The organism is Arsenicitalea aurantiaca (assembly GCF_003994485.1).
In the GTDB taxonomy this organism is placed as follows: Bacteria; Pseudomonadota; Alphaproteobacteria; order Rhizobiales; family Devosiaceae; genus Arsenicitalea; species Arsenicitalea aurantiaca.
In genome coordinates this window covers 570365-595967 of the sequence record NZ_RZNJ01000001.1, presented here as the reverse complement: position 1 = coordinate 595967, position 25603 = coordinate 570365, and the positions used below count along the sequence as shown (strand labels likewise).

The 25603-nt window shown below is 66.9% G+C and carries 25 protein-coding genes; 11 read left to right on the top strand and 14 right to left on the bottom strand.

What is annotated here, in order from left to right; all coding sequences use genetic code 11:
• Nucleotides 1–274: 274 nt before the first annotated feature.
• The 5 genes from EMQ25_RS02865 to EMQ25_RS02845 form a co-directional block, all read right to left on the bottom strand.
• The gene (locus tag EMQ25_RS02865) at nt 275–1066 is read right to left on the bottom strand and encodes a molybdopterin-binding protein (protein ID WP_127187034.1); all 792 of its coding nucleotides are present in this window, start codon (nt 1064–1066) and stop codon (nt 275–277) included.
• Nucleotides 1066–1944: a cytochrome b/b6 domain-containing protein gene (locus tag EMQ25_RS02860; RefSeq protein ID WP_127187033.1), complete on the bottom strand. Its 879-nt coding sequence runs from the start codon at nt 1942–1944 to the stop codon at nt 1066–1068. Before EMQ25_RS02860 ends, EMQ25_RS02865 begins: the two co-directional genes overlap by 1 nt.
• 114 nt (nt 1945–2058) lie before the next feature.
• The gene (locus EMQ25_RS02855; protein ID WP_127187032.1) at nt 2059–2712 is read right to left on the bottom strand and encodes a ThuA domain-containing protein; all 654 of its coding nucleotides are present in this window, start codon (nt 2710–2712) and stop codon (nt 2059–2061) included.
• 78 nt (nt 2713–2790) lie between these two features.
• Nucleotides 2791–3435: a class I SAM-dependent methyltransferase gene (locus EMQ25_RS02850; protein ID WP_127187031.1), complete on the bottom strand. Its 645-nt coding sequence runs from the start codon at nt 3433–3435 to the stop codon at nt 2791–2793.
• Nucleotides 3435–3875 carry a GtrA family protein gene (locus EMQ25_RS02845; RefSeq protein ID WP_127187030.1) on the bottom strand — a complete coding sequence of 147 codons (441 nt, stop codon included), beginning with the start codon at nt 3873–3875 and terminating at the stop codon, nt 3435–3437. Before EMQ25_RS02845 ends, EMQ25_RS02850 begins: the two co-directional genes overlap by 1 nt.
• 282 nt (nt 3876–4157) lie before the next feature.
• On the opposite strand from EMQ25_RS02845, the gene EMQ25_RS02840 reads away from it, so the two are divergent.
• Nucleotides 4158–5981 carry a bifunctional metallophosphatase/5'-nucleotidase gene (locus tag EMQ25_RS02840; RefSeq protein WP_127187029.1) on the top strand — a complete coding sequence of 608 codons (1824 nt, stop codon included), beginning with the start codon at nt 4158–4160 and terminating at the stop codon, nt 5979–5981.
• 72 nt (nt 5982–6053) lie between these two features.
• On the opposite strand, the gene EMQ25_RS02835 is transcribed toward EMQ25_RS02840, so the two are convergent.
• The 3 genes from EMQ25_RS02835 to EMQ25_RS02825 all read right to left on the bottom strand — a co-directional run bounded on the left by EMQ25_RS02835 (nt 6054) and on the right by EMQ25_RS02825 (nt 8324).
• Complete coding sequence (locus tag EMQ25_RS02835) at nt 6054–6305, bottom strand: GlsB/YeaQ/YmgE family stress response membrane protein (protein ID WP_127187028.1); 252 nt, start codon at nt 6303–6305, stop codon at nt 6054–6056.
• Nucleotides 6306–6421: 116 nt separating this feature from the next.
• On the bottom strand, nt 6422–7465 hold the full coding sequence (locus tag EMQ25_RS02830) for a Gfo/Idh/MocA family protein (RefSeq protein WP_127187027.1): 1044 nt from the start codon (nt 7463–7465) through the stop codon (nt 6422–6424).
• A 73-nt stretch (nt 7466–7538) separates the two neighbouring features.
• The gene (locus EMQ25_RS02825; protein ID WP_127187026.1) at nt 7539–8324 is read right to left on the bottom strand and encodes a ThuA domain-containing protein; all 786 of its coding nucleotides are present in this window, start codon (nt 8322–8324) and stop codon (nt 7539–7541) included.
• Nucleotides 8325–8562: 238 nt separating this feature from the next.
• Between EMQ25_RS02825 and sseA the strand changes: the two genes are divergently transcribed.
• The 9 genes from sseA to EMQ25_RS02785 all read left to right on the top strand — a co-directional run bounded on the left by sseA (nt 8563) and on the right by EMQ25_RS02785 (nt 19247).
• Entirely contained in the window at nt 8563–9393 is an 831-nt protein-coding gene (gene sseA, locus EMQ25_RS02820; RefSeq protein WP_127187025.1) for a 3-mercaptopyruvate sulfurtransferase, read from the top strand.
• 73 nt (nt 9394–9466) lie between these two features.
• Complete coding sequence (locus EMQ25_RS02815; RefSeq protein ID WP_127187024.1) at nt 9467–10945, top strand: mannitol dehydrogenase family protein; 1479 nt, start codon at nt 9467–9469, stop codon at nt 10943–10945.
• 132 nt (nt 10946–11077) lie between these two features.
• Nucleotides 11078–14416, top strand: coding sequence for a transglutaminase family protein (locus EMQ25_RS02810; protein WP_127187023.1), 3339 nt, complete (start codon nt 11078–11080; stop codon nt 14414–14416).
• Between the two features lie 7 nt (nt 14417–14423).
• Nucleotides 14424–16835: a circularly permuted type 2 ATP-grasp protein gene (locus EMQ25_RS02805; protein ID WP_127187022.1), complete on the top strand. Its 2412-nt coding sequence runs from the start codon at nt 14424–14426 to the stop codon at nt 16833–16835.
• A gap of 5 nt (nt 16836–16840) precedes the next feature.
• Nucleotides 16841–17719, top strand: coding sequence for a transglutaminase family protein (locus EMQ25_RS02800; RefSeq protein ID WP_127187324.1), 879 nt, complete (start codon nt 16841–16843; stop codon nt 17717–17719).
• A 146-nt stretch (nt 17720–17865) separates the two neighbouring features.
• A complete protein-coding gene (locus EMQ25_RS17955) occupies nt 17866–18033 on the top strand; it encodes a hypothetical protein (protein WP_158625933.1) in 168 nt (55 codons plus the stop codon).
• A 40-nt stretch (nt 18034–18073) separates the two neighbouring features.
• Nucleotides 18074–18232 (top strand): DUF3309 family protein, encoded by a 159-nt coding sequence (locus tag EMQ25_RS02795; RefSeq protein ID WP_127187021.1) that lies wholly within the window; start codon nt 18074–18076, stop codon nt 18230–18232.
• 206 nt (nt 18233–18438) lie between these two features.
• Nucleotides 18439–18774 (top strand): ElaB/YgaM/YqjD family protein, encoded by a 336-nt coding sequence (locus EMQ25_RS02790; protein WP_127187020.1) that lies wholly within the window; start codon nt 18439–18441, stop codon nt 18772–18774.
• A gap of 5 nt (nt 18775–18779) precedes the next feature.
• Nucleotides 18780–19247 carry a hypothetical protein gene (locus EMQ25_RS02785; RefSeq protein WP_127187019.1) on the top strand — a complete coding sequence of 156 codons (468 nt, stop codon included), beginning with the start codon at nt 18780–18782 and terminating at the stop codon, nt 19245–19247.
• 26 nt (nt 19248–19273) lie between these two features.
• Here EMQ25_RS02785 and EMQ25_RS02780 read toward each other — a convergent pair whose 3' ends face one another.
• The 4 genes from EMQ25_RS02780 to EMQ25_RS02765 form a co-directional block, all read right to left on the bottom strand.
• A complete protein-coding gene (locus EMQ25_RS02780; protein ID WP_158625932.1) occupies nt 19274–20794 on the bottom strand; it encodes a sensor histidine kinase in 1521 nt (506 codons plus the stop codon).
• 170 nt (nt 20795–20964) lie between these two features.
• The gene (locus tag EMQ25_RS02775) at nt 20965–21888 is read right to left on the bottom strand and encodes a diacylglycerol/lipid kinase family protein (protein WP_127187017.1); all 924 of its coding nucleotides are present in this window, start codon (nt 21886–21888) and stop codon (nt 20965–20967) included.
• Nucleotides 21889–21975: 87 nt separating this feature from the next.
• Nucleotides 21976–23367: a sensor histidine kinase gene (locus EMQ25_RS02770; RefSeq protein ID WP_158625931.1), complete on the bottom strand. Its 1392-nt coding sequence runs from the start codon at nt 23365–23367 to the stop codon at nt 21976–21978.
• A gap of 88 nt (nt 23368–23455) precedes the next feature.
• A complete protein-coding gene (locus EMQ25_RS02765; RefSeq protein WP_127187015.1) occupies nt 23456–24229 on the bottom strand; it encodes a Crp/Fnr family transcriptional regulator in 774 nt (257 codons plus the stop codon).
• 136 nt (nt 24230–24365) lie between these two features.
• Between EMQ25_RS02765 and EMQ25_RS02760 the strand changes: the two genes are divergently transcribed.
• On the top strand, nt 24366–24737 hold the full coding sequence (locus tag EMQ25_RS02760; RefSeq protein ID WP_127187014.1) for a response regulator: 372 nt from the start codon (nt 24366–24368) through the stop codon (nt 24735–24737).
• Between the two features lie 34 nt (nt 24738–24771).
• Here EMQ25_RS02760 and EMQ25_RS02755 read toward each other — a convergent pair whose 3' ends face one another.
• Nucleotides 24772–25338, bottom strand: coding sequence for an RNA polymerase sigma factor (locus EMQ25_RS02755; protein WP_127187013.1), 567 nt, complete (start codon nt 25336–25338; stop codon nt 24772–24774).
• Nucleotides 25335–25562 carry a NepR family anti-sigma factor gene (locus EMQ25_RS02750; protein ID WP_192895615.1) on the bottom strand — a complete coding sequence of 76 codons (228 nt, stop codon included), beginning with the start codon at nt 25560–25562 and terminating at the stop codon, nt 25335–25337. Before EMQ25_RS02750 ends, EMQ25_RS02755 begins: the two co-directional genes overlap by 4 nt.
• Nucleotides 25563–25603: the final 41 nt, after the last annotated feature.

Genomic DNA, 25603 nt, shown 5'->3' with positions numbered 1-25603 from the left:
GATGAGGTGGCGCGATCACAAAAATGCATCGGCGATAGGGATTATCGCGCGGTTGCGTTCTGCCCGGGGATAAGCATCCGGGCCACTTCGCCGCTCACCGCATTGGTCGATAAGAAGAGAAGTCCGCCACATCTTCAAGGCGCCGATCGCGTTTCGTGCGCGGCATTGCCCGTGGCGTGGGCTTCATATGGGGGAGTTGGCGCCCGAAGGCAAGCGCTTTGATGCATGGGGGCCATGCGCGGGGCGTGCCGACGGGCAAAGGGACGGGGCCGGTTCAGATCCCCGCATACCAGTCATAGCCGTGATCTTCCCAATAACCGCCCTTGCCGCGCCCGATATCGGCGAAGCTCTCCACGAGCTCGATGGTGTGGACGTATTTGTTCATCTTGTAGCCGAGCTGGCGCTCGACGCGCAGCCGCAGCGGCGCGCCATTGGCAATGGGCAGGGTCTGGTCGTTGAGCCCGTAGGCGAGGATGGTCTGGGGGTGGCGGGCATCGATGAGGTCGATGCTGCCATAATAGGGCTGCGGCCCGGCGAGCCCGCCCGGCATCTCGTCATAGCAGCGGAAAACCGCATAGCGCGCCTCGGGGCGCACGCGGGCCTGATCGAGGAGGAAGGCGAGCGGCACGCCGGTCCATTTGGCGATGCAGCTCCAGCCCTCGACGCAGTCGTGCCGGGTGATCTGGGTGCGCGCGGGCATGTTGCGCAGCTCCTCGAGCGAGAGCTCGAGCGGCTGCTCGACGAGGCCGGTGACCCGGAGCTTGTAGAGCACGAAATCGCTGCGGCTGAGGAACATGTATTCCATCGAGGTCGGATCGGTGGAGCCGTTCGGCCGCTGGCCCTGCCGGATTTCGCTTTCGGAGAATTCGCGCGCCAGCGTCTCGTCCCCGATGAGGGCGCGCTGCACGCGGTAGGTCAGATCATTGGCCTTTTCGAGCACCGAGCGGACTTCAGCGCCGGGGCGCAGCAGGGGATCGAAGACGTCGCAGCCGGCAAGCGCGAGCGAGGAGGCACCGGCCCCGGTGAGGCCGAGAAAGCGGCGGCGGTCGAGCTTGAGGCCGGACATCAGCGGTCTCCCTTTTCGCGCGGCGTGCCCGGGCTGGTGCGGTACCAGCCGGTGACCATGGAGCGCAGTTCGTTGATGGGGCCGGCCAGCAGCACCATGAGGATGTGGACGACAAAGAAGAGGACGAGCCCGACCATGGCGATGAAGTGGAGCGTGCGGGCGGTCTGCCTGCCCCCGAAGAGGTCGAGCATCCAGGGCGCCGAAGCGTTGATGCCGGGGCTCATGGTGAGGCCGGTAAGGATGATGAGCGGGAAGAGTATGACGAGGACGATGAAATAGCTCAGCTTCTGGAGCGGGCTGTAGCTGCGCCCATGCCGGAAGCTGAAGCGCGCATGCTTGCCGATATCGGCGGGCAGCCCGCGCAGATCCTGCCCGCGCGGGAGGATGTCGCGCACGAAATGGCGGTTGAGGAGGCTCGAGACGAGCCAGATGGCGAGGGTGGCGACGAGCACCCAGCCAAAGAAGAAGTGGACGATCCGCCCGGTCGCAAGATCCTGATAGGAGGGGATGGTCATCCAGGCGGGGAAGGCGCGGTATTGCGGCTGCGCCTCGGTGCCGCTCATGCCAAGGAACCCGCTGGTGTCGAACCGGTGCCCGAAGATCGTCGTGATGCCGCGGGGCTGGCCATCGACCAGCTCGGGCATGATCCTGAGGATGGAATTGTCGTATTCGAACCCCGATTCCTGCCCGATATAGAGGGCGGGATGGGCGTTGAAGATCTGCAGGCCCGTGAGCAGCAGGAAGAAGAGGCTGATCGCCCAGACCCAATGGGTGAGACGGGTGAAGATCGACTGGCGATAGACGAGCGGCCCCTTGCCGGCCGGGGCGGGCGTGGTTTCGGGTATGGCTTCGCCAGCGCCCGCATCGGTCGTCGTCATGTCCCTTGCCTCCCGCCCGGCGCCCTCGCGGGCGCGTCCTCACAAGAGAAACGGCACGTTTTTGCGTGCAGTTTCAAGTCACGAGTTCGACAGGGGCTGACGCCGGCACCGGGATCAGACGTCTTCGCGGGCCGCCCAGAGCAGGCCCCGCTGCATGATGGTCGCCATTTCGGGGATTTCGAACTCCTTGACCGAATGGCCGAGCGTGGAGTGAAAGACCCGGCCGAGCCCGTGGCGGCGCTTCCAGACCACGGGCATGACGACGCCCTCGATCCAGGGCGCGCCATGGTCGCCCGAGAAGGTCGTGGTCGCCAGCACCTCGTTGGAGGGGTCGACATGCATGTAATATTGCTCGGAGCGATAGGCGAAGGACTTGAGCCCCGCCATGATCGGATCGTCGGTGGCGAGGATATCGACGGTGTAGTCGATGATGTTGCCCGGATGGGCGACGAACTGGCCGCCGGTCATGAACTGGTATTCGATGCAATCGCGGAAGGCGTCCGTCATGCCGCCATGATGGCCCGCTAGGCCCACGCCCCCCTCGACGGCGCGGCAGAGATTGAGCGCCTCCTCCTTGCCGATGGTGGCGTGCGAGATGATCGGCACAATGAGCGAGAGCTCGTGGATGGCCGGATCGGCGAAGACTTCGGTGCCGGTTTCGACGCGGACGGTGAAGCCGGCCTCGTGCAGCCAGCGCCGGTAGATGGCGGCGCATTCGGCCGGGTCGTGACCTTCCCAGCCCCCATGAACGATGAGTGCCCTCTGCATGCCCTTGCTCCCTCGACTCGTCGGCGCGCGAGCTTACCCGATAGGGCTCCGCTTGCCAGCCCCGCCCGGGCGGTCCGCTCAGCGGGCGTGGACGAGCCGGGCGATGAAGTGCAGGCGGCGCTCGAAAACGAGCGAGAAGGGAAAGGGATAGAGCCCCAGCCGGTGGGTGTGGAAGGCCTCGACGAGCTCCGCTTCGGCATAGACCCACTGCCACTGCCGCTCGGTAAGGTAGGAATAGGGGAGCACCACCCCATGGCCGCGATTGCCCACCCAGTCCATGAACCTCAGGATGCGGCGGGCGGCGGGACCTTCGAGGAGGTGATCCTTGATCACGACGCCGCGCCGGGCGACGCGGGCCGCCTCGCGCAGGACCGCGACCGGATCCTCGGTGTGGTGGAGCACATCGATGATGGTGACGTAATCGACGCTGGCGTCGGCGAGCGGCAGATGGCGGCCGTCATAGAGGGTGACCGGAATGTGCGTGCGCGGGCGCAGGAGGACATCGACGCCCTCGATGCGCAGATCGCGGCGGAGCGCCATCAGGGCGGCGGCGACCGACCCGTCCCCGCAGCCCAGATCGAGCACGGTGCCGCGGGTGGGAAGCGCTTCGGCGAGGCGTTCGGCAAGGACGCGGACGCGGCGGCCGAACACGGCCCGGTCGTGCAAGAGGTTGAGGACCGCCTTGGGATCGATGCGCACGAGCGATCCTGCCTCCGCGCTCATCAGCGGGCTCCTGCGAACGCCCAGAGCCTCAGGATCACAAAATTGACCCCCGACGTCAACGCGATGACCAGCAGCGCACCGGGTGTGGGCCCGAGCGCCAGCGTGCCATGGGCGAGGCTGGAAAAGCCCGCCGCCAGGACGAGCCCGGTGCCCTGCACGGCAAGATAGCGCGGCAGGGCGCGGGCATGGGCGGCATCGGACCGGAAGGAGAAGCGCCGGTGCATCATGTAGACCGGGACGATGAAGACCCCGTAGCAGAGCGCGCTGACGATGGCGGGCGGCAGGCCGGTGGGCCAGGAAAGCGCCTGGGCGGACAGCAGCACGAAGCCGAGCGCCGCCGCACCGCCGATGCCGATGAAGCTCGCAAGTTCGCGCAGCACCTGCTCGCGGGCGAGCAGGAGGCGGATCGGGCTCGATCGGGTTTCGGTCTGGGCGCGCATATCTGCCTCGGGACTGGCGGCGTGAGCTATCGCCCCGGTCCGCACGAACTCAAGTGTAAACCGCAGGACTTTCGGATTTGTTCAGGCGGCTGTGGGAAATCGGCCGCAGATGCAATCATGGTTGATGCACACTTACCGGGCACATCCCCTGCCCTGCCCCTTTGCGCGCCTCGGGTTTCCGTGTTTATCTTTGCACCGCATCGCGCGGGGACGGTCACACAGCCGTAGCAGAGTGGTGCAAAAAGGAGCCGGAACCTCCGATTCCAGAAAAAGGACAGGGACATGAAGAAACTGCTACTGGGCGTCAGCACGCTGGCCTTGGGCGCCGGGTTCGCCGCGCCGGCCTATGCCGACTTTGCGCTGACGATCCTGCACATCAACGATGCCCATTCGCGCATCCAGTCGATCACCGGATCCGATTCGATCTGCTCGGACGAGGCCGAAGCGGCCGGCGAGTGCTTTGGCGGCATTGCGCGGCTCAAGACCGCCATCGACCAGCGGCGCGACGCGCTTGCAGGCGAAGAAAAGAACGTGCTGACGCTGGATGCCGGCGACCAGTTCCAGGGCTCGCTCTTTTACACCACCTACAAGGGTGAAGAGGTCTCCGAGTTCATGAACCTGATCGGGTTCGACGCCATGGCGGTGGGCAACCACGAATTCGACGATGGCCCGGAAGTGCTGAGCGGTTTCATCGACCGCGCCGAATTCCCGGTGCTGCTGGGCAATGCCGATGTCAGCGCCGAGCCGTCCCTGGCCGACAAGCTGGCCGGCGTCGCGATCTTCGAGATCGGCGGCGAGCAGGTGGCCGTGGTTTCGGTGCTGGCTGAAGACACCGACGAAACCGCCTCGCCCGGCGAGAACGTCATCTTCCTCGATGCCATCGAATACCTGCAGGGCGCCGTCGAGGCCCTCGAGGCCAACGGCATCAACAAGATCATCGCGCTGACCCATGTCGGCTTCACCCGCGACCAGGAGATCGCCGCCGCTGTCCCCGGCATCGACGTGATCGTGGGCGGGCATTCCCATACGCTGCTCTCGAACACCGCCGAGAACGCGCAGGGCGCCTATCCGACCATGGTCGCCAACCCCGACGGGGTCGAGGTCCCGATCGTGCAGGCCTATGCCTATACGAAATATCTCGGCGAGATCGAGATCATCTGGGATGACGAGGGCAATGTGACCTCGGCAGTCGGCGAGCCGATCCTGCTCGATGCCTCCTTCACCCCCGACGAGACCATCGTCGCGCGGATCGAGGAGCTTTCGGGCCCGCTCGAGGAGATCATGGCCGAAGTGATCGGCACCGCAGCCGCCGACATCGACGGCAGCCGCGAAACCTGCCGCGCCGTCGAGTGCGAACTGGGCAATCTCGCCGCGGACGCACTGCTCGACCGCGTGGCCGACCAGGGCATCCAGATCGCCTTCCAGAACGGCGGCGGCATCCGTGCCTCGATCGCCCAGGGCGAGATCACCATGGGCGACGCGCTGACCGTGTTCCCCTTCTCCAACACGCTGGCGACCTTCCAGCTTTCGGGCGCAGGCGTGCTCGAAGCGCTCGAGAACGGCGTCTCGGACATCGAGAACGGCGCGGGCCGCTTCCCGCAGGTTGCCGGGCTGCGCTACAGCTTCGATGCCAGCCAGCCGGCCGGCTCGCGGGTCAGCGCCGTCGAGGTGGACATGGACGGGACCTGGACCCCGCTCGATCCCGAGGCGACCTATGGCCTCGTGACCAACAACTACATGCGCAATGGCGGCGACGGCTACGAGATCTTCGCGACCGACGCCATCGATCCCTATGATTTCGGCCCGCCGCTCGAGCAGGTTCTGGCCGAGTACATCGCGGCGCAGGGCGGCACCTACACCCCCTACACCGATGGGCGCATCACCGTGCTGACCCCGGCGGCCGAGCCCGATTCTGCCGCCGAGCCCGAGGCACCGGCAGAAGCCGCACCGGCTGCCGAAGCCCCTGCTGCCGAAGCCCCTGCGGCGGACGCACCGGCTGAAGAGCCCGGGGCCGAGGCCGAAGAGGCACCGGCAGAAGCGCCGGCCAACGAACTGGCCCCGGCCAACATGATGACCCCTGCCCCCGAGGCGGCACCGGCGCCCTGAGGCCGGACACGCATCAAACGCGAAAGGGCGCCCCGAGGGGCGGCCTTTTTTCATGCCGCGCTGCCTGATCGATCAGCGCCTGCCGGCCAGCTGCCGCCAGATCAGCAGGATGATGATGGCCCCGACAATGGCGCCGATGAAGCCCGCCCCGTCATTGGGACCATACCAGCCGATGGCCTGGCCCAGCACGGTCGCGAGCACCGCCCCGATGATGCCGAGCACGGTGGTGAGGATGAAGCCCGAAGGCTTGTTGTCCCCCGGGGTGAGAAACTTGGCGATGAGCCCGGCGAAAAAGCCGATGATGATGGACCCGATGATACCCATGCGTCGCTCCTGACTGGTCTGGGTGCGATGGGGCGGCACCGGCCTCCCCCTTCGGGGCGATTATGTGGCCCAGCACCGCCCGCTTCGCAATCGGTCCGGTGAAGGATATCGACAGCTCAGACGGCGTGCTCGTGCCGCTCGAGATCGGTGATCGTGGCAAGGTCGAGCACGCGCTGCAGATTGGTGGCGTGCCGGAACGAGGGCTCGAGCGTCTGTCCCGAGCGCACCGCCTCCACGAAGCGCTGGTAATTGGTCGGCACCGGATCGACGGACATCTCCTTCCAGTCCCCGGTTTCGGCGTCATCGCCCAGGCACACCCGGAGGCGGGAGCCGTCATGGCGGTGCTGGACCTCGACCCCACCCTTGGCGCCGTAGACGCGCAGGCGCAATTCGTTGAAATGGCCGGTCGCCCAGCGGCTGGCGTGGATGACGCCCAACGCGCCATTGTCGAAATCGACCGACATGGTGAAGCTGTCATTGGCGTCGAGATCGTATTCGCCGATCCTGTTGCCCTCGGCCTTGTCGAAGGTCTTGAGCCGGCAGAAGAGCCGCTCGATGTCGCTGTTGGAGCCGTAGACGGCGAAATCGACGATGTGGATGCCGATATCGCCCAGCGTGCCGTTCGAGCCGTGCTTCTTGGAGAGGCGCCAGAGCCATTTGCTTTCGGTGCGCCAGTCGCCCCAGGCGCGCGAGACGAGCCAGCTCTGGAGATACGAGGCCTCGACGTGCTTGACCGCCCCGATCTCCCCGCTCGTGACGATCTCGCGGGCCTTCTGGAGTTCAGCGACGTTGCGATAGGTGAGATTGACCATGCCCACGAGCCCGGCGGCCTCGGCGGCCTCGGTCATTTCGAGGGCGCGGGCATAATCGGTCGCGAGCGGCTTTTCGCAGAAGACGTGCTTGCCCGCCGCGAGCCCGGCCATGGTGGTCGGATGGTGGATGGCATCGGGAGTGACGTTGGCGATGGCGTCGAACTCGCCCCATTGCAGCGCCGCCTCGAGCGAGCCGAAGGCGCGCTCCACGCCATGGGTCTTGCAGAAATCCTCGAGCTTCAGCGGATCGACATCGACCGCGCCGGCGAGGGTGACGCCGGGGATGGCGCCGAAATGGCGGGCATGCTGGTTGGCCATGCCACCCGTGCCCAGAATGAGCAGTCGCATCTTCGCTTTCCTTTGACGCTGGACCGGCCCGCCACTGGCGGCGGGCCGGCAAAGGCGGTGGCGGCCGGGCCCCTTAGCGGTAGCCCGCCTCGCCGTCCTGATGGAGCTTCGGGCCGCGTTCCTCGATCGGCTCGATCGCCTCGCCCACCGGGCGGTTGGGCGCGTCGTCGGCGGCGAGATTGCGCCCCTGGGGGTTGTGCGCCCAGTTCACCGCATTGCGCAGCACCTTGCCCACCGTCTCGTCATGATAGGTCGGATAGGTCTCGTGGCCGGGGCGGAAATAGAAGATGTTGCCCGCGCCACGCCGATAGGTGACGCCCGAGCGGAACACTTCCCCGCCCTGGAACCAGGAGATGAACACCGTTTCGAGCGGCTCGGGCACGGCGAAGGGCTCGCCATACATCTCCTCGTTCTCGAGCTCGAAATATTGCGGCAGGCCCGCCGCGATCGGATGGCGCGGATTGACCACCCAGAGCCGCTCGCGCTCGCCCGCCTCGCGCCAGGTGAGCCCGCAGGGCGTGCCCATGAGGCGTTTGAAGATCTTGGCGTAATGGCCCGAATGGAGCACGATCAGCCCCATGCCCTGCCAGACATGCTGCATGACGCGCTCGACGACGCGGTCGTCCACCTCGGCATGAGCCTTGTGGCCCCACCAGACGAGGACGTCGGTCTCAGCGAGCACGGCCTCGGTCAGCCCGTGCTCGGGCGCCTGGAGGGTCGTGGTCGTAACCGAAACGTTTTGGTCGGCCGAAATGAGCCTGGCGATCTGGGTGTGCATGCCCTCCGGATAGAGATCGGCGACGACCTTGCTGGTCTGTTCATGCACGTTCTCGCCCCAGACGAGCGTCCTGATGGTCACGATGAAGGCTCCCCGCATTGGATTGGCGGCCCGGTTTCCTGCCGGCCGCTGGTGGTTGCTGGACCGATTCACTGCACCGGCCCGAGGCGGAACGCAAGAGGCGTTCGCAGCCCCCAAGGGGCTCGCCCCGCACTGTGGCAGGAGTGAGGATCGGGGGTGACGATTTGGCAGAAAGCGGGCGCCCGGACTTTCCTTCGGGGCGCGCAAATGGTTTGCTGGCGCCAGAGGAGAAGCGTCCATGGACCCATTCGTTTCCACAGACTGGCTCGCACAACGGCTCGGCGCGCCCGACATCGCCATCGTCGATGCGAGCTGGTACCTGCCCGACCAGAACCGGGACCCCAGGGCCGAGCATGAAGCAGGACATATCCCCGGCGCAGTATTCTTCGATCTGGACGCGATCGCGGACCTCTCGACGGGGCTGCCCCACATGCTGGCGCAGCCCGAGGCGTTTGCCGAGGCGGTGGGCGCGCTCGGGATCGGCAGCGCGCAGACGATCATCGTCTATGACGAGGCGGGGCTCTTTTCGGCGCCGCGCGTCTACTGGACGTTCAAGGTGATGGGGGCAAAGGACGTGCGGCTTCTCGATGGCGGGGGACCGGCCTGGCGGGCCGAGGGCCGGCCGCTGGAGACGGGCATTCGCAATCCCGCCCCGGCGCAGTTCGAGCCCGATTTCGATCCTTCGCGCGTCCGCGATTTCGAGGCGATGCGGGCGCTCGCCGGAAGCGGGGACATAACGATCATCGATGCCCGGCCGGGCCCGCGCTTTCGGGGCGAAGTGCCCGAGCCGCGTCCGGGGCTACGGGCGGGGCATATTCCGGGCAGCCTCAACATTCCCGCTTCGGTGCTGAGCGTCGAGGGAAGGCTCAGGAGCCCCGAGGAGCTCAAGGCCTTCTTTGCCGAGGCCCGGATCGATCTCGACAAGCCCATCGTCACCACCTGCGGATCGGGGGTGACGGCGGCAACGCTCGCGCTCGCGCTCGAAACGGCGGGCGCGCGCGACGTGACGCTCTATGACGGCTCCTGGGCCGAATGGGGCGCGCGCGAGGATGCGCCGGTCGAGCGCTGAGTTTAAGCGGATTCGCAACTGCAGGAGATCGCGCCAAGCGATTCTGCGCGCACCCTAAATTCTGGAGGAGATGATGGGGATCGGGGTTTGTGAGGCCAATCTCGGCCGGCTTTCCGAGCGCGTCGGCGTGCCGGGCTATGAGCGCGCGGGGCTCAGCGCCGGGATCGTCCATTTCGGGATCGGCAATTTCCATCGGGCGCATCAGGCGGTCTATCTCGATGATCTTTTCGCCAGCGGGCGCGATCAGGACTGGGCGATCCTCGGGGCCGGCGTCAGGGCGGCGGACCGGAAAATGGCCGAGACGCTGGGCGCGCAGGACTGGCTGACGACCGTCGTCTCGCAGGATGCGGGCGGGCGCTCGGCCCGGATCACCGGTGCGATGATCGGGCATCTGCCGGTCGGCGACCCCGAGGCGGTGACCGCGGCGCTCGCGGACCCCGCAATCCGGATCGTCTCCATGACGATCACCGAGGGCGGATATTTCATCGATCCGGCGACGGGACGGTTCGACCCCGACCACCCCGAAATCCGCGCGGACGCCGAAAGGCCGGCGGCGCCGGGGACGGTCTTCGGGCTCATCGTCGGCGGGCTCCGCGCACGGCGGGACAAGGGCGTGCCGCCCTTCACCGTGATGAGCTGCGACAACATCCCCCATAATGGCGCGGTGGCGCGGAATGCGGTCGTCGGCCTCGCACGCCTCTCGGACCCGGCGCTTGCGGACTGGATCGCGGCGGAGGTGGCGTTTCCCAATTCCATGGTCGACCGCATCACCCCGGTGACGACCGACCGGGAGCGCGCGGTGCTCGAAGCCGAATTCGGGGTCACGGATGGCTGGCCGGTCTTCTGCGAGACCTTCAGGCAATGGGTGCTGGAGGATCGGTTCCCCGCCGGGCGGCCGCGGCTCGAGACGGTGGGCGTCACCTTCGTGCCCGATGTCGCCCCCTACGAACTGATGAAGATCCGCATCCTCAATGGCGGGCACGCCGCGATCGCTTATCCGGCGGCGCTGATGGACATCGTGCATGTGCACGAGGCGATGGCGGAGCCGGCGATCACTGCGTTTCTCGAAAGGCTCGAGCGCGAGGAGATCATCCCAATGGTGCCCGAGGTGCCGGGGGTCAATCTCGACGACTATTACGAAAGCGTCGCCGAGCGCTTCGCCAATCCCAAGGTGGCCGATACTGTCGCCCGGCTCTGCCAGGACGGTTCGAACCGGCAGCCAAAATTCATCCTGCCGAGCACGCGCGACCGGCTGGCCGCAGGCGCGGGGGTGACGGGGCTGGCGCTGGTCTCGGCGGCCTGGTGCCGCTACTGCGCGGGCACGAGCGACGGCGGAGCGGCGCTGCCGCTCGATGATCTGGCAGGGGAAACCCTGAGGGTCGCGGCGCGAAAGGCCGAAACCGAGCCCGGCGCCTTCATCGGGCAGACCGCCATTTTCGGCGAGCTCGGCGGCGTGCCGGCCTTCGCGGACGCTTTCGCAAAGGCACTCGGGTCCCTTTCGACCCGCGGCACGCGGGCAACGCTCCTCGCCTACGGGGCCGGGGACCTGTAGCGCGAGGGACATGGCTTACCTGTCGCGCCCGCAGGGGCGCGAGCCTAGCCCTCGCCCGAGCGAGCCGCTAAGGTCGCATGGCACATTGGCCTTTCAAGACCCGGCCCCAACAAAGCGAGCGACGCCCACCTCATGTCGATCAAAGCCGCCGTCTACCACCTGACCCATTATCGCTACGATCGCCCGGTGATACTGCAACCGCAGATCATCCGCCTGCAGCCCGCGCCGCACTCCAAGACCAAGGTGCTGAGCCATTCCCTGCGGGTCTCCCCCGACAAGCACTTCGTCAATTTCCAGCAGGACCCCTACGGCAATCACCTGGCGCGCTTCGTCTTTCCCGAGCCGGTGATGGAGCTCAAGATCGAAGTCGACCTCGTCGCCGACATGAGCGTCTACAACCCGTTCGATTTCTTCGTAGAGGAGGAGGCGGAGACCTGGCCCTTCGCCTATCCCGAGGATCTGCGCGAAGACCTCTCGATCTACATGACGCCCGAGCCGGCCGGGCCGCATCTGAGCGCATTCCTCGCCTCGATCCCGCGCGAGAGCGTCAACACGGTGACGTTCGTCACCGGGCTCAACACGCGCATCCAGCAGCAGACCGGCTATGTGATCCGCATGGAAGCGGGCGTGCAGACGCCCGAGGAAACGCTGGAACGCGCAACCGGGTCGTGCCGGGATTCGAGCTGGCTTCTGGTGCAGACCCTGCGGCACCTTGGCTTTGCCGCCCGGTTCGTCTCGGGCTACCTCATCCAGCTCAAACCCGATCTGGTGGCGCTCGACGGCCCCGCGGGCACGAGCGTCGATTTCACCGACCTGCACGCCTGGTGCGAAGTCTACCTGCCCGGCGCCGGCTGGATCGGGCTCGACCCGACCTCGGGCCTGCTGACCGGCGAGAGCCACGTGCCGCTGGCCGCAACGCCCCATTATCGCAACGCCGCGCCGATTTCCGGGTTTGCGAGCTACGCGGAGGTCGATTTCGCCTTCGACATGAAGGTGACGCGGATCGCCGAGCATCCCCGGATCACCAAGCCTTTCTCCGAGGCGAGCTGGGACCGGCTCGACGCGCTCGGACGGCAAGTGGACGATGCGCTCGGAAAGAACGACGTGCGGCTCACCATGGGCGGCGAGCCGACCTTCGTCTCGATCGATGATTTCGAGAGCGGAGAATGGAACACCGATGCGGTGGGCCCCACCAAGCGCGAACGTGCGGACGTGCTGATCAAGCGGCTGCGCGACCGGTTCGCGCCGGGGGGCCTGCTGCATTACGGCCAGGGCAAATGGTATCCCGGCGAGACGCTGCCGCGCTGGACGTTCTCGCTTTACTGGCGGGTGGACGGCAAGCCGCTGTGGCAGGACCCCGAATTGATTGCAGCCGAAGGCGAGGAGACGGGCGCCGGAACCGAGGACGCCAAGGCGCTGGTGTCCGAGATCGCGCTCAATCTGGGGCTCACCACCGAGACGGTGGACGCCGCCTATGAGGACACGGGCGACTGGCTGGTCAAGGAAGCCCGGCTGCCCGAGAACGTCGATCCGGCCAATCCCGAACTCGCCGATCCCGAAGCGCGGGCGCGCATGGCGCGGGTGTTCGACCGCGGGCTCAACAACCCCTCGGGCTATGTGCTGCCGGTGCAGCGCTGGAACGCGAGCGCCAAGGGCGGACGCTGGCAGACCGAGAAGTGGAAGACCCGCCGCGGCAAGCTCTTCCTCGCCCCCGGCGACTCCCCGGTCGGCTATCGGCTGCCGCTGAGTTCGCTCAAGCACATCAAGCCGACAGAATACCCCCATGTGGTGCCGGCGGACCCCTTTGCGCCGCGCGGCGACCTGCCCGAGCCGGGTACCCTGCCCCATCGTCGCGACAACGATCCCTCGCATGTACAGGCGTCGGTGGGCTTCACCCCTTCTGGCGAGGTGCAGGATCGCACCGAGCAGGAGATCAGCGAGATCGAGGGCGAGGTGCGCACGGCCATCAGCGCCGAGGTGCGCGACGGCCGGCTCTGCGTGTTCTTCCCGCCCGTGGCGGCGCTCGAGGACTATCTCGAACTCGTTGCAGCCGCCGAGGCCGCTGCGCGCAAGGTCGGGCTGCCGGTCCATATCGAGGGCTATGCGCCCCCGCACGATCCGCGCCTCAACGTCATCCGCGTCGCCCCCGACCCCGGGGTGATCGAGGTCAACATCCATCCCGCGCGCAGCTGGCCCGAATGCGTCGCGACGACCGAGGCGATCTACGAGGAGGCGCGCCAGAGCCGGCTCGGGGCCGACAAGTTCATGATCGACGGGCGCCATACCGGCACCGGCGGCGGCAACCATGTGGTGGTGGGCGGCGCCACCCCGGAGGACAGCCCGTTCCTCAGGCGCCCGGACCTTCTGAAGAGCCTCGTGCTGCAATGGCAGCGGCGGCCTTCGCTCTCCTACCTCTTCTCGGGGCGCTTCATCGGCCCCACGAGCCAGGCGCCGCGCATCGACGAGGCCCGGCACGACAGCCTCTACGAGCTCGAGATCGCCCTTTCACAGGTGCCGCTGCCCGGCGCGGGCGAGGCCCCTGCCCCCTGGCTCGTCGACCGGCTGTTCCGCAATCTCCTGGTCGATGTGACGGGCAACACGCACCGCTCGGAAATCTGCATCGACAAGCTCTTTTCTCCCGACGGACCGACCGGAAGGCTCGGGCTCGTCGAGTTCCGCGGCTTCGAGATGCCGCCCGACCCGCGCATGAACCTCGCCCAGCAATTGCTGGTTCGGGCGCTGATCGCACGGCTCTGGGACGCACCGCTCAGCGGCGGCTTTACCCGCTGGGGGACGAGCCTGCACGACCGGTTCATGCTGCCCCACTATGTCTGGGCGGACTTCATGGAGGTGCTCGCAGATCTGGGGGCGCACGGCTTCCCGCTCGAGCCCGAATGGTTCGAGGCGCAGCTCGAGTTCCGCTTCCCCTTCTGTGGGGAGGTCGAATATGCCGGGATGCGGCTCGAAATCCGCCAGGCACTCGAGCCCTGGCACGTGATGGGCGAGCAGGGCGCGATCGGGGGCACGGTGCGGTTCGTCGATTCTTCGGTCGAGCGGGTGCAGGTGAGCCTCGAAGGCGCCGACCCCGACCGCTACTCGGTCTGCTGCAACCGCCGCTTCGTGCCCCTGCGGCGCACCGAGACGGCCGGCAAGGCGGTGGCGGGGGTGCGGTACAAGGCCTGGCAGCCGGCCTCGGGCATGCATCCGCGCCTGCCCGTCAACGCGCCGCTCGTCTTTGACATCTACGACAACTGGACGGGCCGGGCGATCGGGGGGTGCACCTATCACGTGGCCCATCCGGGCGGGCGGAACTATCACAGCTTCCCCGTCAACGGCAACGAGGCGGAGGCCCGCCGGCTCGCCCGTTTCATCGGTTCGGGGCACACGCCGGGCGACTTCGAGCCGGCGCGCGAAAAGCCCTCTGCGGACTTCCCCTTGACGCTTGACCTGAGGCGGCCGGCGGGCATCTGATAGCGCCATGGAAAAGCGGAATCAGCGGGCGCCGGCCACGAGGGCACGGCGCCCGAGCATTATCGGCGGCTACAAGCGCGTTCCGGGCATTCCGGACGAGATGCTCGATACTGCCGGCCACGTCCGCCCGCACTGGTCCCAATTGCTGGCGGGCTTTGACGAGCTCGGGCCCAAGGAGCTTTCCGCCCGCTTCGAACGCGCCGACCAGTATCTGCGTGATGCAGGCGTCTTCTACCGCAAATATGACGGGGCCGAGGGCAAGGAGCGCGCCTGGCCGCTGGCGCATGTGCCGCTCATCATCGCCGAAAACGAGTGGCAGCAGATCAGCGAGGGGCTGACCCAGCGCGCGGACCTGCTCGAAGCCATCGTTGCGGACATCTATGGCGCCAATACCCTGGTCGAGCGCGGGCTGTTGCCCCCTGAGCTCATCGCGCGCAATGGCGAGTTCCTGCGGCCCATGGTCGGCATCAAGCCGGCGAGCGGGCACTTCCTCCATTTCTGCGCCTTCGAGCTCGGGCGCGGGCCGGACGGCAAATGGTGGGTGCTCGGGGACCGCACGCAGGCGCCTTCGGGCGCCGGCTTCGCCCTCGAGAACCGGGTGGCGACAACGCGCGCGCTCTCGGAAATCTACGGGCGCATGCATGTGCACAGGCTTGCCGGCTTCTTCCGTGATTTCCGCGATGCGCTCTTTGCCGATGGCGGACGGAGCTATGGCCGGGTGGGGATATTGACCCCCGGCCAGCACAACGAGACCTATTTCGAGCACGCCTATATCGCGCGCTATCTGGGGTTCATGCTGCTCGAGGGCGAGGACCTCGTGGTGCAGAACGAGCGCGTGATGGTGCGCACGGTCGAGGGGCTGAAGCCGGTGGACGTGCTCTGGCGGCGCATGGACGCCGCCTTCGTCGACCCGCTGGAACTCCGCTATGACAGCCGCATCGGCACGCCCGGCATGACCGAGGCGCTGCGGCGCGGCACGATCTCGATGGTGAACGCGCTGGGCTCTGGCATCCTCGAGACGCGCGCGCTCTCGGCCTTTTTGCCGGCGCTGAGCAAGGCGGTGACGGGCGCGCCGCTCAAGCTGCCGAGCATCGCCACATGGTGGTGCGGGCAGGCCGCCGAGCGCCGGCATGTGATCGAGAACATCGAGGCGATGATGGTGGGCTCGGCCTTCGCCACGACGCTCGCCGTGGACGACGACCAGACGACGCTGCTGGGGGCGACGCTGGCGGCTGCCGACCGCGATCGGCTGGTTGCGCGACTGCGCGAGAACGGCGCCGATTTCGTCGGGCAGGAACCGGTGCGGCTGTCGACGGCGCCGGTGCACGTCAACAACCGGCTCGAGCCGCGCCCGGTGAGCCTGCGCGTCTATGCGGCGCGCACGCGCGAGGGCTGGACGATCATGCCCGGCGGCTTTGCGCGGGTGGGCTCTTCGCTCGACACCACCGCGATCGCCATGCAGCGCGGCGGCCAGGCTGCCGATGTGTGGGTGCTGAGCGCCGAGCCGGTCGAGAAGGTGACGCTGCTGCCCCAGGCCGGCGAGGCGCTGATGCGCAATCGCGGCGGCAGCCTGCCGAGCCGGGCGGCGGACAATCTGCTCTGGCTCGGGCGGTATGCCGAACGCTGCGAGGCGACGATCCGGATTTTGCGGGCCTATAATGCGCGGCTCGCCGAAGCCTCCCGCCCCGACCTGCCGCTTCTGGCCGACACCCGCGACTATCTCGAGGATCTCGGGGTCGATGCCACCGAGGCGCTGCCCGCGGGCCTGCTGGGTGCGATCGACAGTGCGGTGCGCAGCGCCGGCCAGGTGCGCGACCGCTTCTCCCCCGATGGCTGGCTGGCGCTCGCCGATCTTTCGAAGACCGCGCGGCGGTTCTCCAACAAGGTAACGGCGGGCGACGACGCCACCCGCTCGCTGACGGTGCTCCTGCGCAAGCTCGGCGGGTTTTCCGGGCTCGTGCACGAGAACATGTACCGCTTTGCCGGCTGGCGCTTCCTCGAAATCGGGCGGCGGCTCGAGCGCGGCATGCAGCTGTGCGGGATCACCGCGCGGCTCACCGGGCCCGACGCGCCCGACGGCGCGCTCGACATGCTGCTCGAGATCGCCGACAGCGTGATGACCCATCGCCGCCGCTATGCGGTGAGCGCGGGACGGCTGAGCTATATCGACCTGCTGGTGCTCGATCCGCTGAACCCGCGCTCGGTGCTGTTCCAGATCAACGATCTGCGCGAGCAGATCGAGAAACTGCCCGGGGGCGTGCTCGACGGGCAGCTTTCGACGGCGGCGCGGGCGGTGCTGCAACTGCAGACCGAGCTGACCATCGCCGACCCGGACGACATAACCCCCGACCGCCTCATCGCGCTGCAGGACGAGATCGGCCGGCTGGCCGGGCTCGTGGCTTCGGCCTATTTCGTCTGATGGCCATGCTTTACGACGTCCGGCTCGAACTGCACTATGAATACGAAGCCATGGTCCACAATGACCGGCACCATGTGCGGGTTGCTCCGCTGTCGCTGCCCGGCACGCAACGCGTGATCGCCTCGGCGCTCTCCTTCGATCCGCGCCCCGAGCGCGAGACGAGCTTCGTCGACTTCTTCGGCAACCAGGTGACCTCGATCGCCTATGGGGACTATCACGACCATCTGGACGTGCGGCTGACCGCGCGCGTGCAGGTGGAGGAGCCCGAGGCGGCGGCCGACCTGTCGCCCGATCCTGCCGCGCTCGAGGGTGAGATCGCCGCCCTCTGGTCGCTCGACGCGGCCTCGCCCCACCATTTCCTCGGGCCCTCGCCGAGGGTCGCGCTCGACCCCGCCATCACAGCCTATGCGCGCAGCACGCTCGAGCGCGCGGGCTCGGTGGCTGCGGGCGCGCTCGCGCTCTGCCTTTCGATCCACCGCGACTTCACCTACGACCCCAAGGCGACCAAGGTCGACACGCGGCCGGCCGAGGCCTTTGCCCTGCGGCGCGGGGTCTGCCAGGATTTCGCCCATGTGATGATCGCCGGGCTGCGCGGGCTCGGCATTCCGGCGGGCTATGTGAGCGGGTTCCTGCGCACCATTGCGCCCGAGGGCAAGCCGCGGCTCGAAGGCGCGGACGCCATGCATGCCTGGGTCAGGGTCTGGTGCGGGCAGCACATGGGGTGGCGCGAGTTCGACCCCACCAACGCCATGCCGGCCGGGAGCGACCACATCGTCATCGGCTATGGCCGCGACTATGGCGACATCTCCCCCATCGTGGGCGTGCTCAAGACCAGCGGCGCGCACAAGGCCAAGCAGTCCGTGGACGTGATCCGGGTCGAATAGCCGAATTTTTAGTCGACGCCCGAACGCCCGGAACCAAAGTCCCGGGCGCGCCGTTATTTGGCCAAGCGCCCATCAAGCGCGACGCATCCAAACAAACCTCCCGGTTCTTCCCCCGGCCGGGCAATAGTTTTCAAAGGATAGTTGCGATGACCCATATGGAAATGACCGCTCTGGAAAACGCCAGCCGCACTGCGATGGCGTGGTCGCCGGAAGGGTATGACGGGCGCACCCGTTACGACTACGTGCTGAAGGCAGGTCTTCCTGCCCTGGCGATCGTCGCAGTCGCAGCGCTTCTGCTTTTCGTCGTCTTCTGAGGCGGCATTTCTTCAACAGCGTCATCGCAGGAGTTCATAGATGACTCTCGGCACTATTCTGATCATCCTTCTCATCCTTTTGCTCATCGGCGCTCTGCCCTCCTGGGGTTATTCCCGGGCATGGGGTCCCTTCCCCTCCGGTATTCTGGGCGTCGTGCTCGTCATCGTCATCATACTCGTCCTGATGGGACGAATCTGACGAAGCGAGCTTCCCCGGGCCGCAAGGTCGCCCCCCTTTCGGCCCACCCCGTCACTCCGGTCCGCTTCCCCCGCGGACCGGAGTGATCCTTTTTGGCCCATGCGTTGAGCAGGCTCGCGCCGAAAATCCGTACAATCCCATGTTATTGGAAGGGAACCCGTCGGACCTCGCCTGCGTTGTCCCGACAAATCCAAAGGAGCGTCTCTATGGCATCGACCGACACAGCCCCCAATGCACGCCGCGGCCGCGGCTCGGAAACCACCGAGGATCTCGAAGCGCAGGTCAAGGCGCTGCAGGATGATCTGAAGGCCATCACGCAGACGCTGGGCAAGCTGACCAATGAGAAGGTCAGCGAGGCACGCGGTACCGCCAAGCAGGAATATCGCTCGCTCGTCCGCCAGGGCCAGCATGTGATCGAGGAAGTGGGCGACGAATTCGGCGAAGTCGAGCGCCAGATCAAGGATACGATCCGCCGCAAGCCGATCACCGCCGTCGTCAGCGCCCTCGGCATCGGGTACCTGCTCGCCCTCATCTCGCGGTAGCCGGCATGAAGATGCTGCTGCCGCTGGCCTCGCTGCTCGGCGTCGAGGTCGAGAGCCTGGTGGAGCGCATCAAGAAGAACGCCGTCGCCCTCGGGGCGGTGGCGATCTTTTCGTTGATCGCCCTCACCTTCCTGATCATTGCCGCCAACAACGCGATGACGGCGTGGCTGGGGCCCATCTGGGGCCCGCTCGCGGCAGCCGGAACCGCGCTTCTCATCGCGCTTCTGATCTACGGCACGGTCAAGACCGCCGCCCATAATCGCAAGCGGCGGGAGATCCGGCGCAGGCGGTCTGCGGATACGACCGCGCTCGTCACCACAGCCGCGCTCACGGCGGGGCCGATGCTGCTGCGCAACCCGATGGTGCGCAAGCTCGGCATTCCGCTCGGAGGCGCGATCGCAGCCTATCTGCTGCTGACGCGGAATTCGGGCTCGGCCCACCGCGACGGCTACGACCCCTACGAAGACGAGTAAATCCGGAATTTCTGCGGGAGGCGCGCTCAGTAATGCGGGCGCGCCTCCGGCACGATCATGGGGAAGCTGAGCGCGGCGCGCACACCTTCGGGCGCGTAGTCGAGCGTGACCTTGCTGTCGAGGACCTTGTCGAGACTGCGCTCAATGAGCCGCGTGCCGAAGCCCGGCTCGACCGGAGCGGAGATCTGCGGCCCACCCTCCTCCCGCCACTGGAAATCCACGCGCCGCTCTGCACCCACCGGACCGGTCCAGGAGATGGCGATGCGCCCGCGCGGGGTCGACAGCGCGCCGAACTTTACCGCATTGGACGCAAGTTCATGGAGGATCAGCCCGAGCCCGAGCGCATGATCGGGTGGCAATTGCAGGTCGTCTCCATCGATCACCAGCTGGTCGGTGGAGGACAAAAGATAGGGGCCGACCTGGGTTTCGATCAGCTCGAGAATGCCGATGCCGGTCCAGTCACGGTCCGCGAGCAGGCTGTGCGCTTCCGAAAGCGTACGCAGCCGCCCTGAGAACGCATCGATGAAACGCTGCGGATCAGGCGTACGACGCAAGGTCTGCCGGGCGAGCGACTGGATCATCGCAAGCGTGTTCTTGACCCGGTGATTGAGCTCGCGCAGCAGGATACGGGTCTGCTCGGCCGCTTCGCGCGCATCGGTGACGTCGATATTGACGCCCATCATGATGAGCGGCTCGGCGCCGGCATCGCGCTGATAGACCCGCCCGCGCCCGATGAGCCAGCCACCGCCGAGGAGGCGGAACTCGGCGAAATAATCCTGACCATCCGCAGAGCCCTCGATGAGGGCGGTCTTGACCCGTTCGCGATCGTCGGGATGGATCGCTGCGATAATGCTCTCAAACGTCACCGGGGCGCTCGATTCGATGCCGAACATGCGCCGCAGGATGTCGTTGGCGACGATCTCGCCGGTGCGGATGTCCCAGACCCAGCTGCCGACCTTGCCCGCCTCCAGGGTGAGGGCGTGGCGCCACTCCTCCTTGATGAGTTCGGCGGCGGTGCGCGCGCGCACGCGGGCCTCGTCCTTCAATGCAAAGAGCGAGCCCGCGACCGCTGCGAGATCGGAGAGCTGGGCGAGCTGATCCGCGCTCACCGCATCACGCGGCTCCATGCCGATGACGCAGATCGACCCCACTTTCTGCCCGTGAACGGACACGGGCACGCCGGCATAAAAGCGCACATGGGTTGGGCCGGTGACGATCGGGTTATTGGCGAAACGCGGGTCCTGCGTCGCATCGAGCACGGTGAACGGCTCGTCGCTGGTGAGCGCATGGGCGCAGAAGGTGTTTTCCGTGGCGTTTTCAGTGAGCGTCGTGCCGTGATGGGAAGTGAACCACTGCCGGCGCGCATCGATAACGGTCACGAGCGAGACCGGCGCGCCGAAAATGGCGGCCGCGAGCCGCGTCAGCCGATCGAAATCAGCGTCCTCGTCGGCATCCATCACGCCGAGGGCTTCTAGCACGTCGAGGCGCTGGCTTGAGATGACGGCCTCCCAGACATCGTCGGGAAGCGAAGCTGGTTTAGAGATCACTGGACCGTCCGGAAAACGCATGTACCGACGCGTCTCGGACACAGCCGATCGCGCGCTGGAGGCCAAACGGCCACCGTACCTGTTCGTTCCCACATAGCTGGCATGCCCCCTAACGCATGGCTGACAACGGACAGGCTCGGCCCTCCGATGTCAACAGCCCGGGCCTCGATTCATGCGGCCGCGGCCTCTTCCCTTTCGGGTTTCGGCGCGACGACGCGCAGCGCACCGGGATGGATCTGGAGGCGCACCGTGCGCTCGAGCCGGATGAGTTCTCCATCGACGACGGCCTGGTCGGAGCGGCGGCGGCGGGGAAAATTGAGGGTGATGCCGGTGACCTCACGCTCGGTGACGAAAGGATTGTCCTTCCAGCGCCCGCTGAAGACGCCGAGACAGAGGCGCAAGAGCTCGCCCGTTGTCATCGGACGCGCGAGATAGACCCCGAGGACGCCGCGATCGAGCACGTCGGCATGGGGAATATGGCCTTCGGCAAAGAGATTGTTGGAGATGGAGATGCCAGAAGCCTCGCGCCGCTCGGTGCCGCGCGGGGTGACGATTTCGACCGAAAAGCGCGGGGGATTGACGATCGCGGCGCTCACCGCACGCAGGCTCGCGGCGATCTTGCCGATGCGGCTCTTGTAGACAAGGCCCTCGCGGATGCGCACGAGCCGCGTGTGGATGCCCACGGAGAACTGGTGCACGAAGGGCCTGTCATTGGCCGTCGCGATATCGACCGAAAAGAGCTCGCCGCCGGCGATGGCCTCGAGGGCTTCGGTGAGGTCGAGCGGCATGTGGAGGGCGCGGGCAAAGAGGTTCATCGTGCCCGCCGGCAGCACGGCGAGCGGAGTGCCGGTGCGAAAGGCGATATCGGCGGCGGCTGAAATGGTGCCATCCCCGCCCCCGGCAAGGATCGCGTCGGCGCCTTCTTCGGCCGCGGCCTTTTCGAGCGCTTCGATGAGGTCGTCACCCTCGACGGCGCGGCAATCGAGGGTGTGGCCATGGCGCGAGAAGATGTCGGTGGCTTCTGCGCAAAAGGCGTCGATGTCCATGGTGCGCAGGGTGCCGCCATTGCGGTTGAGCACGCCGATGAAGTGCATACTGGCCGTCTCCCGAAGGGGGTTGAGCCGGCACTTAGCCCCGGCCGGTGCGCTCAGAACGCATCGGGATGATGGCGGTTCCGCCGATCAGGGACCGATGCCGAGCTCGGGCAGCGAAACGCAGACGCTCGTGCCGCCATCCTCGCGGATGGCATAGCGCGGCTCGCCGCCGAACTGGCGCGCCAGCTGCTTGACGATCATCGCGCCGAGCCCGGTATCCGAGCGCGGACGATCGCCGGTATAGCCATTGCCGTCGTCATCGACGCAGAGCTCGATGCCGTTCTCGTCGCGGCGCAGGCAGACCCAGAGCGTGCCCCCCTCGCGGCCGGCAAAGGCATGCTTGAGCGCGTTGGTGACGAGCTCGCCGACGAGGATGCCGAGGGTGGTGGCGTCGCGGGCGCTGATCACGAGCGGTACGAATTCGGTGACGAAGCGCACGCGGCTCGAATTGGACTGGGTGGAGTGGAGGTCCTCGACCACGGCATGGAGGAACTCGCCCGCGCTCGTGGTTTCCATGTCGTCACTGAGCCGCAGCCGGCGATGGGCCGAGGCGATGGCGTGGATGCGGCCCTGGGCGGCTTCGAGCGCGGCGCGGACGTCATCGGACTGGCTGCGCCCCACCTGCAGCGCAAGAAGCGAGGATACGGTGGCGAGCGAATTGCCGATGCGGTGATTGGTGTCCTGTAGCAGCGTCTCGACCCGCGACCGCTCGCGCTCGGCATGGGCGCGCGCCTCCTCGGCCTCGGCGGTGCGACGCCGCACCCGGTCCTCGAGCGTCTCGTTTTCGCTGCGGAGGCGATTGCGCAGGCCGATGAGTTCGGCGAGCTGGCGCTGGCTGCGCGCGAAGATGACCCAGGCGAGCAGCCCTGCCGCCGCGAGGGCGCCGAGTATGCCGACGAGCAGCAGCATGCGGTTGCGCGTCTCGGCCTCCCCACGCGCGGCGAAGGCGGCATCCTGGGCGTTGATGAAGGAAAAGAGCGCGGCGCGGATCGCGTCGGCTTCGGCACGGAGGCCCTGATTGCCGGCCCGGGCGATGGCTTCGGCCCAGCGCCCCGCTTCGGCGAGCCGGATGGTCTCGGACATCGCCTGCTGCGTATCGGCGACGGGCGCGGCGAGATCAACGAGCGGCTGACGGAATTCGGACTGCCCGGGAAGCCCGGCAACGAGCGCGTCAAAACTCGCCCCTACGCGCTCGGCGGATGCCGACCAGGAGGAGAGGAAAGCGGGATCGCGGTGGAGGAGGAAGGCGCGCTGCGCCGCTTCAGCGGAGGCGAGATCGAGCAGCACTTCACGGGCGCGCTCGCGCTGGACATGGGCGTGGCCGGCCGCGTCGCCCTCGCCATCGATCCCGCGCGCAAGCACGATGACGGCGACGGCCGCGCCGACGAGCAGCAACAGCGCGCCGATGAAGGCGAGTTTCCGGCGCCCCCGCGTGCGCGCTCGCGCAGCCGGTGCCGCCTCGGTCGCAGCCTGTGTCATACTTGCCCCGCTCATAATACCGGCACGCCCCTGACGCACCGGGCCTTCACACGGCTCTAAGCCGCGCCCATGGCAAGAGTTTGGCCTCTCAGATGAGTGGGCGCACCCCTTCGGGGGGCTCGGTCCACCCTGCGGCCGCGCGAAGCCCCTCGATGTCGAGAACCTCGCACGCCCTGTCATGCCAACGGATTAGACCGCGATCGGAGAGTTTCTTCAAGGTCTTGTTGGTGTGCACGATCGAAAGCCCGAGCGTGTCGGCGACGTGCTGCTGGGTGATGGGGATGACGAGCCGGGAATTGCCGCTGAGCCCCAGCACCGAAGCGCGCTGGTGGATGAAGGCGACGAGATAGGCTGCGCGCTCGAAGGCGGTGCGACGCCCAACGCTCAGAAGGTTCTCATCGAGCATCCGCTCCTCGCGCGCGGCGAGCCAGGTGATGTCGAAGCCGAGCCCGGGATGGGAGGCGAAGAGTTCGTCGAGCCGGTCGCGTTCGAAGACGCAGAGCACGACCGGCGACAGCGCCTCGATCGAATGCTGCATCTCCCCGATCACCGAGCCCTGCAGGCCCATGAGGTCGCCCGGAAGCAGGTAGTTGAGGATCTGACGGCGCCCGTCCTCGAGCGTCTTGTAGCGGAACGCCCAGCCCGAGAGCACGGTGTAAAGATGCGCGCTGTGCGCGCCCTCGGAGAGAATGATCGAGCCGGCCTCGGCCACGAGCTCGCCCCGCTTGAACTGCGAGACGAAGTCGAGCTCGGTCTTGGTGAATGGCCGGAAATGCGGCAGCAGCCGCAGCGGGCAACGCTCACAGGGAATACGGCGGGTCGGTGTCGGCAGGGTGACGCTCTCGGCTCGAATTGGCCCCATTATCGCCGAGGGGCGCGGAAAACGCCAGCGGGCTGGCGATCTGGGCGCGCTTATCCGCATGTCAAAGTTAAATGACATGGAGGAGGGATTTCCGCGAGTGTGCGCGCTTCAACGAGAAGGGCAAGCAAAGCACCTCATGCTCAACGGCAGAAGCGTCCTCATCATCGAGCAGGAATTCCTGATCGCCCTCGACATCCAGCGCATTCTCGAACAGGCCGAAACCGGGCGGACGGTGTTCGCGCGCTCGCTCGAGGAGGCGGCGCGCCTCGAAGGCGAGTGGAGCGCCTTCGACATCGCCATCATCGACACGCCCCATGACGATATGGACGCCCACGCCATGGCAGACGCGTTGCGCAGCCGCGGGGTCGGCGTCGTCGTGAGCACGGGGGATCTGGCGCTGCGCCGGCGGCTTTCGCCGGAGGTTCCGGTGGTCGTGAAGCCGTTCAACGAAGCCGACCTCCTCGGAGCCTGTGCAAGAGCGCTCAAGGGCGCATCCGAGCCGGCGTGAAAAAGGGCCGCCGGATGGGCGGCCCGAACTGTCTTCAGGTCAGGTGCTGCTGCGTCGTCACCTGGGTCGAAACCGCATCCGGGCCGTAATCAGCCTCGCCCGACACCTTCAGGAGGTCGGCCAGGCGCGTCCGGGCACGGCTGACGCGGCTCTTCATGGTGCCGACGGCGCAATCGCAGATCTCGGCGGCTTCTTCATAGGAAAAGCCCGATGCCCCGATCAAGATGACCGCTTCGCGCTGGTCGTCCGGCAGCGCGTCGAGCGCCTTCTTGAAGTCGGCGAGATCCATGACGCCATACTGGGAGGGGTGGACCGAAAGCCGCTCGGTGAAGGCCCCGTCACTGTCCTGGATTTCGCGGCCGCGCTTGCGCATCTGGCTATAGAATTCGTTTCGCAGGATGGTGAAGAGCCAGGCCTTGATATTGGTGCCCATTTCGAAGCTGGTCTGCTTGGCCCAGGCCTTCATCATCGTGTCCTGCACGAGATCGTCGGCCTTGTCATGCTTGCCAGAAAGCGAGACCGCAAAGGCGCGCAGGCTTGGCAGCGTCGCCAGAAGCTCGCGCTTGAAGCCGGTGCTGTCAGCGTTGAGTTCGCTACTCACTTTTGCCCCTTTGCGGAATGGCCTTCGCTCGCGCCGCGGGCGCGTGCTTCACTCTCGTCGAGCTTCTCAAGCAGATCGAGAAGATGAGAGGGTATGCCTTCATCCTGCACAGCGCCATAGAGCGCGCGCAGCTTGACGCCGATATCAGAATTTGGGCCCAGCCCGTCCTCGGGCCGTCTTGGGCGAAGCGAACTCAATTCGTTCATCGTCGGCTTGTCTTTCATAAGCTTCCCTGGGAGATGCAACGACGCTGGATTGCAGACTG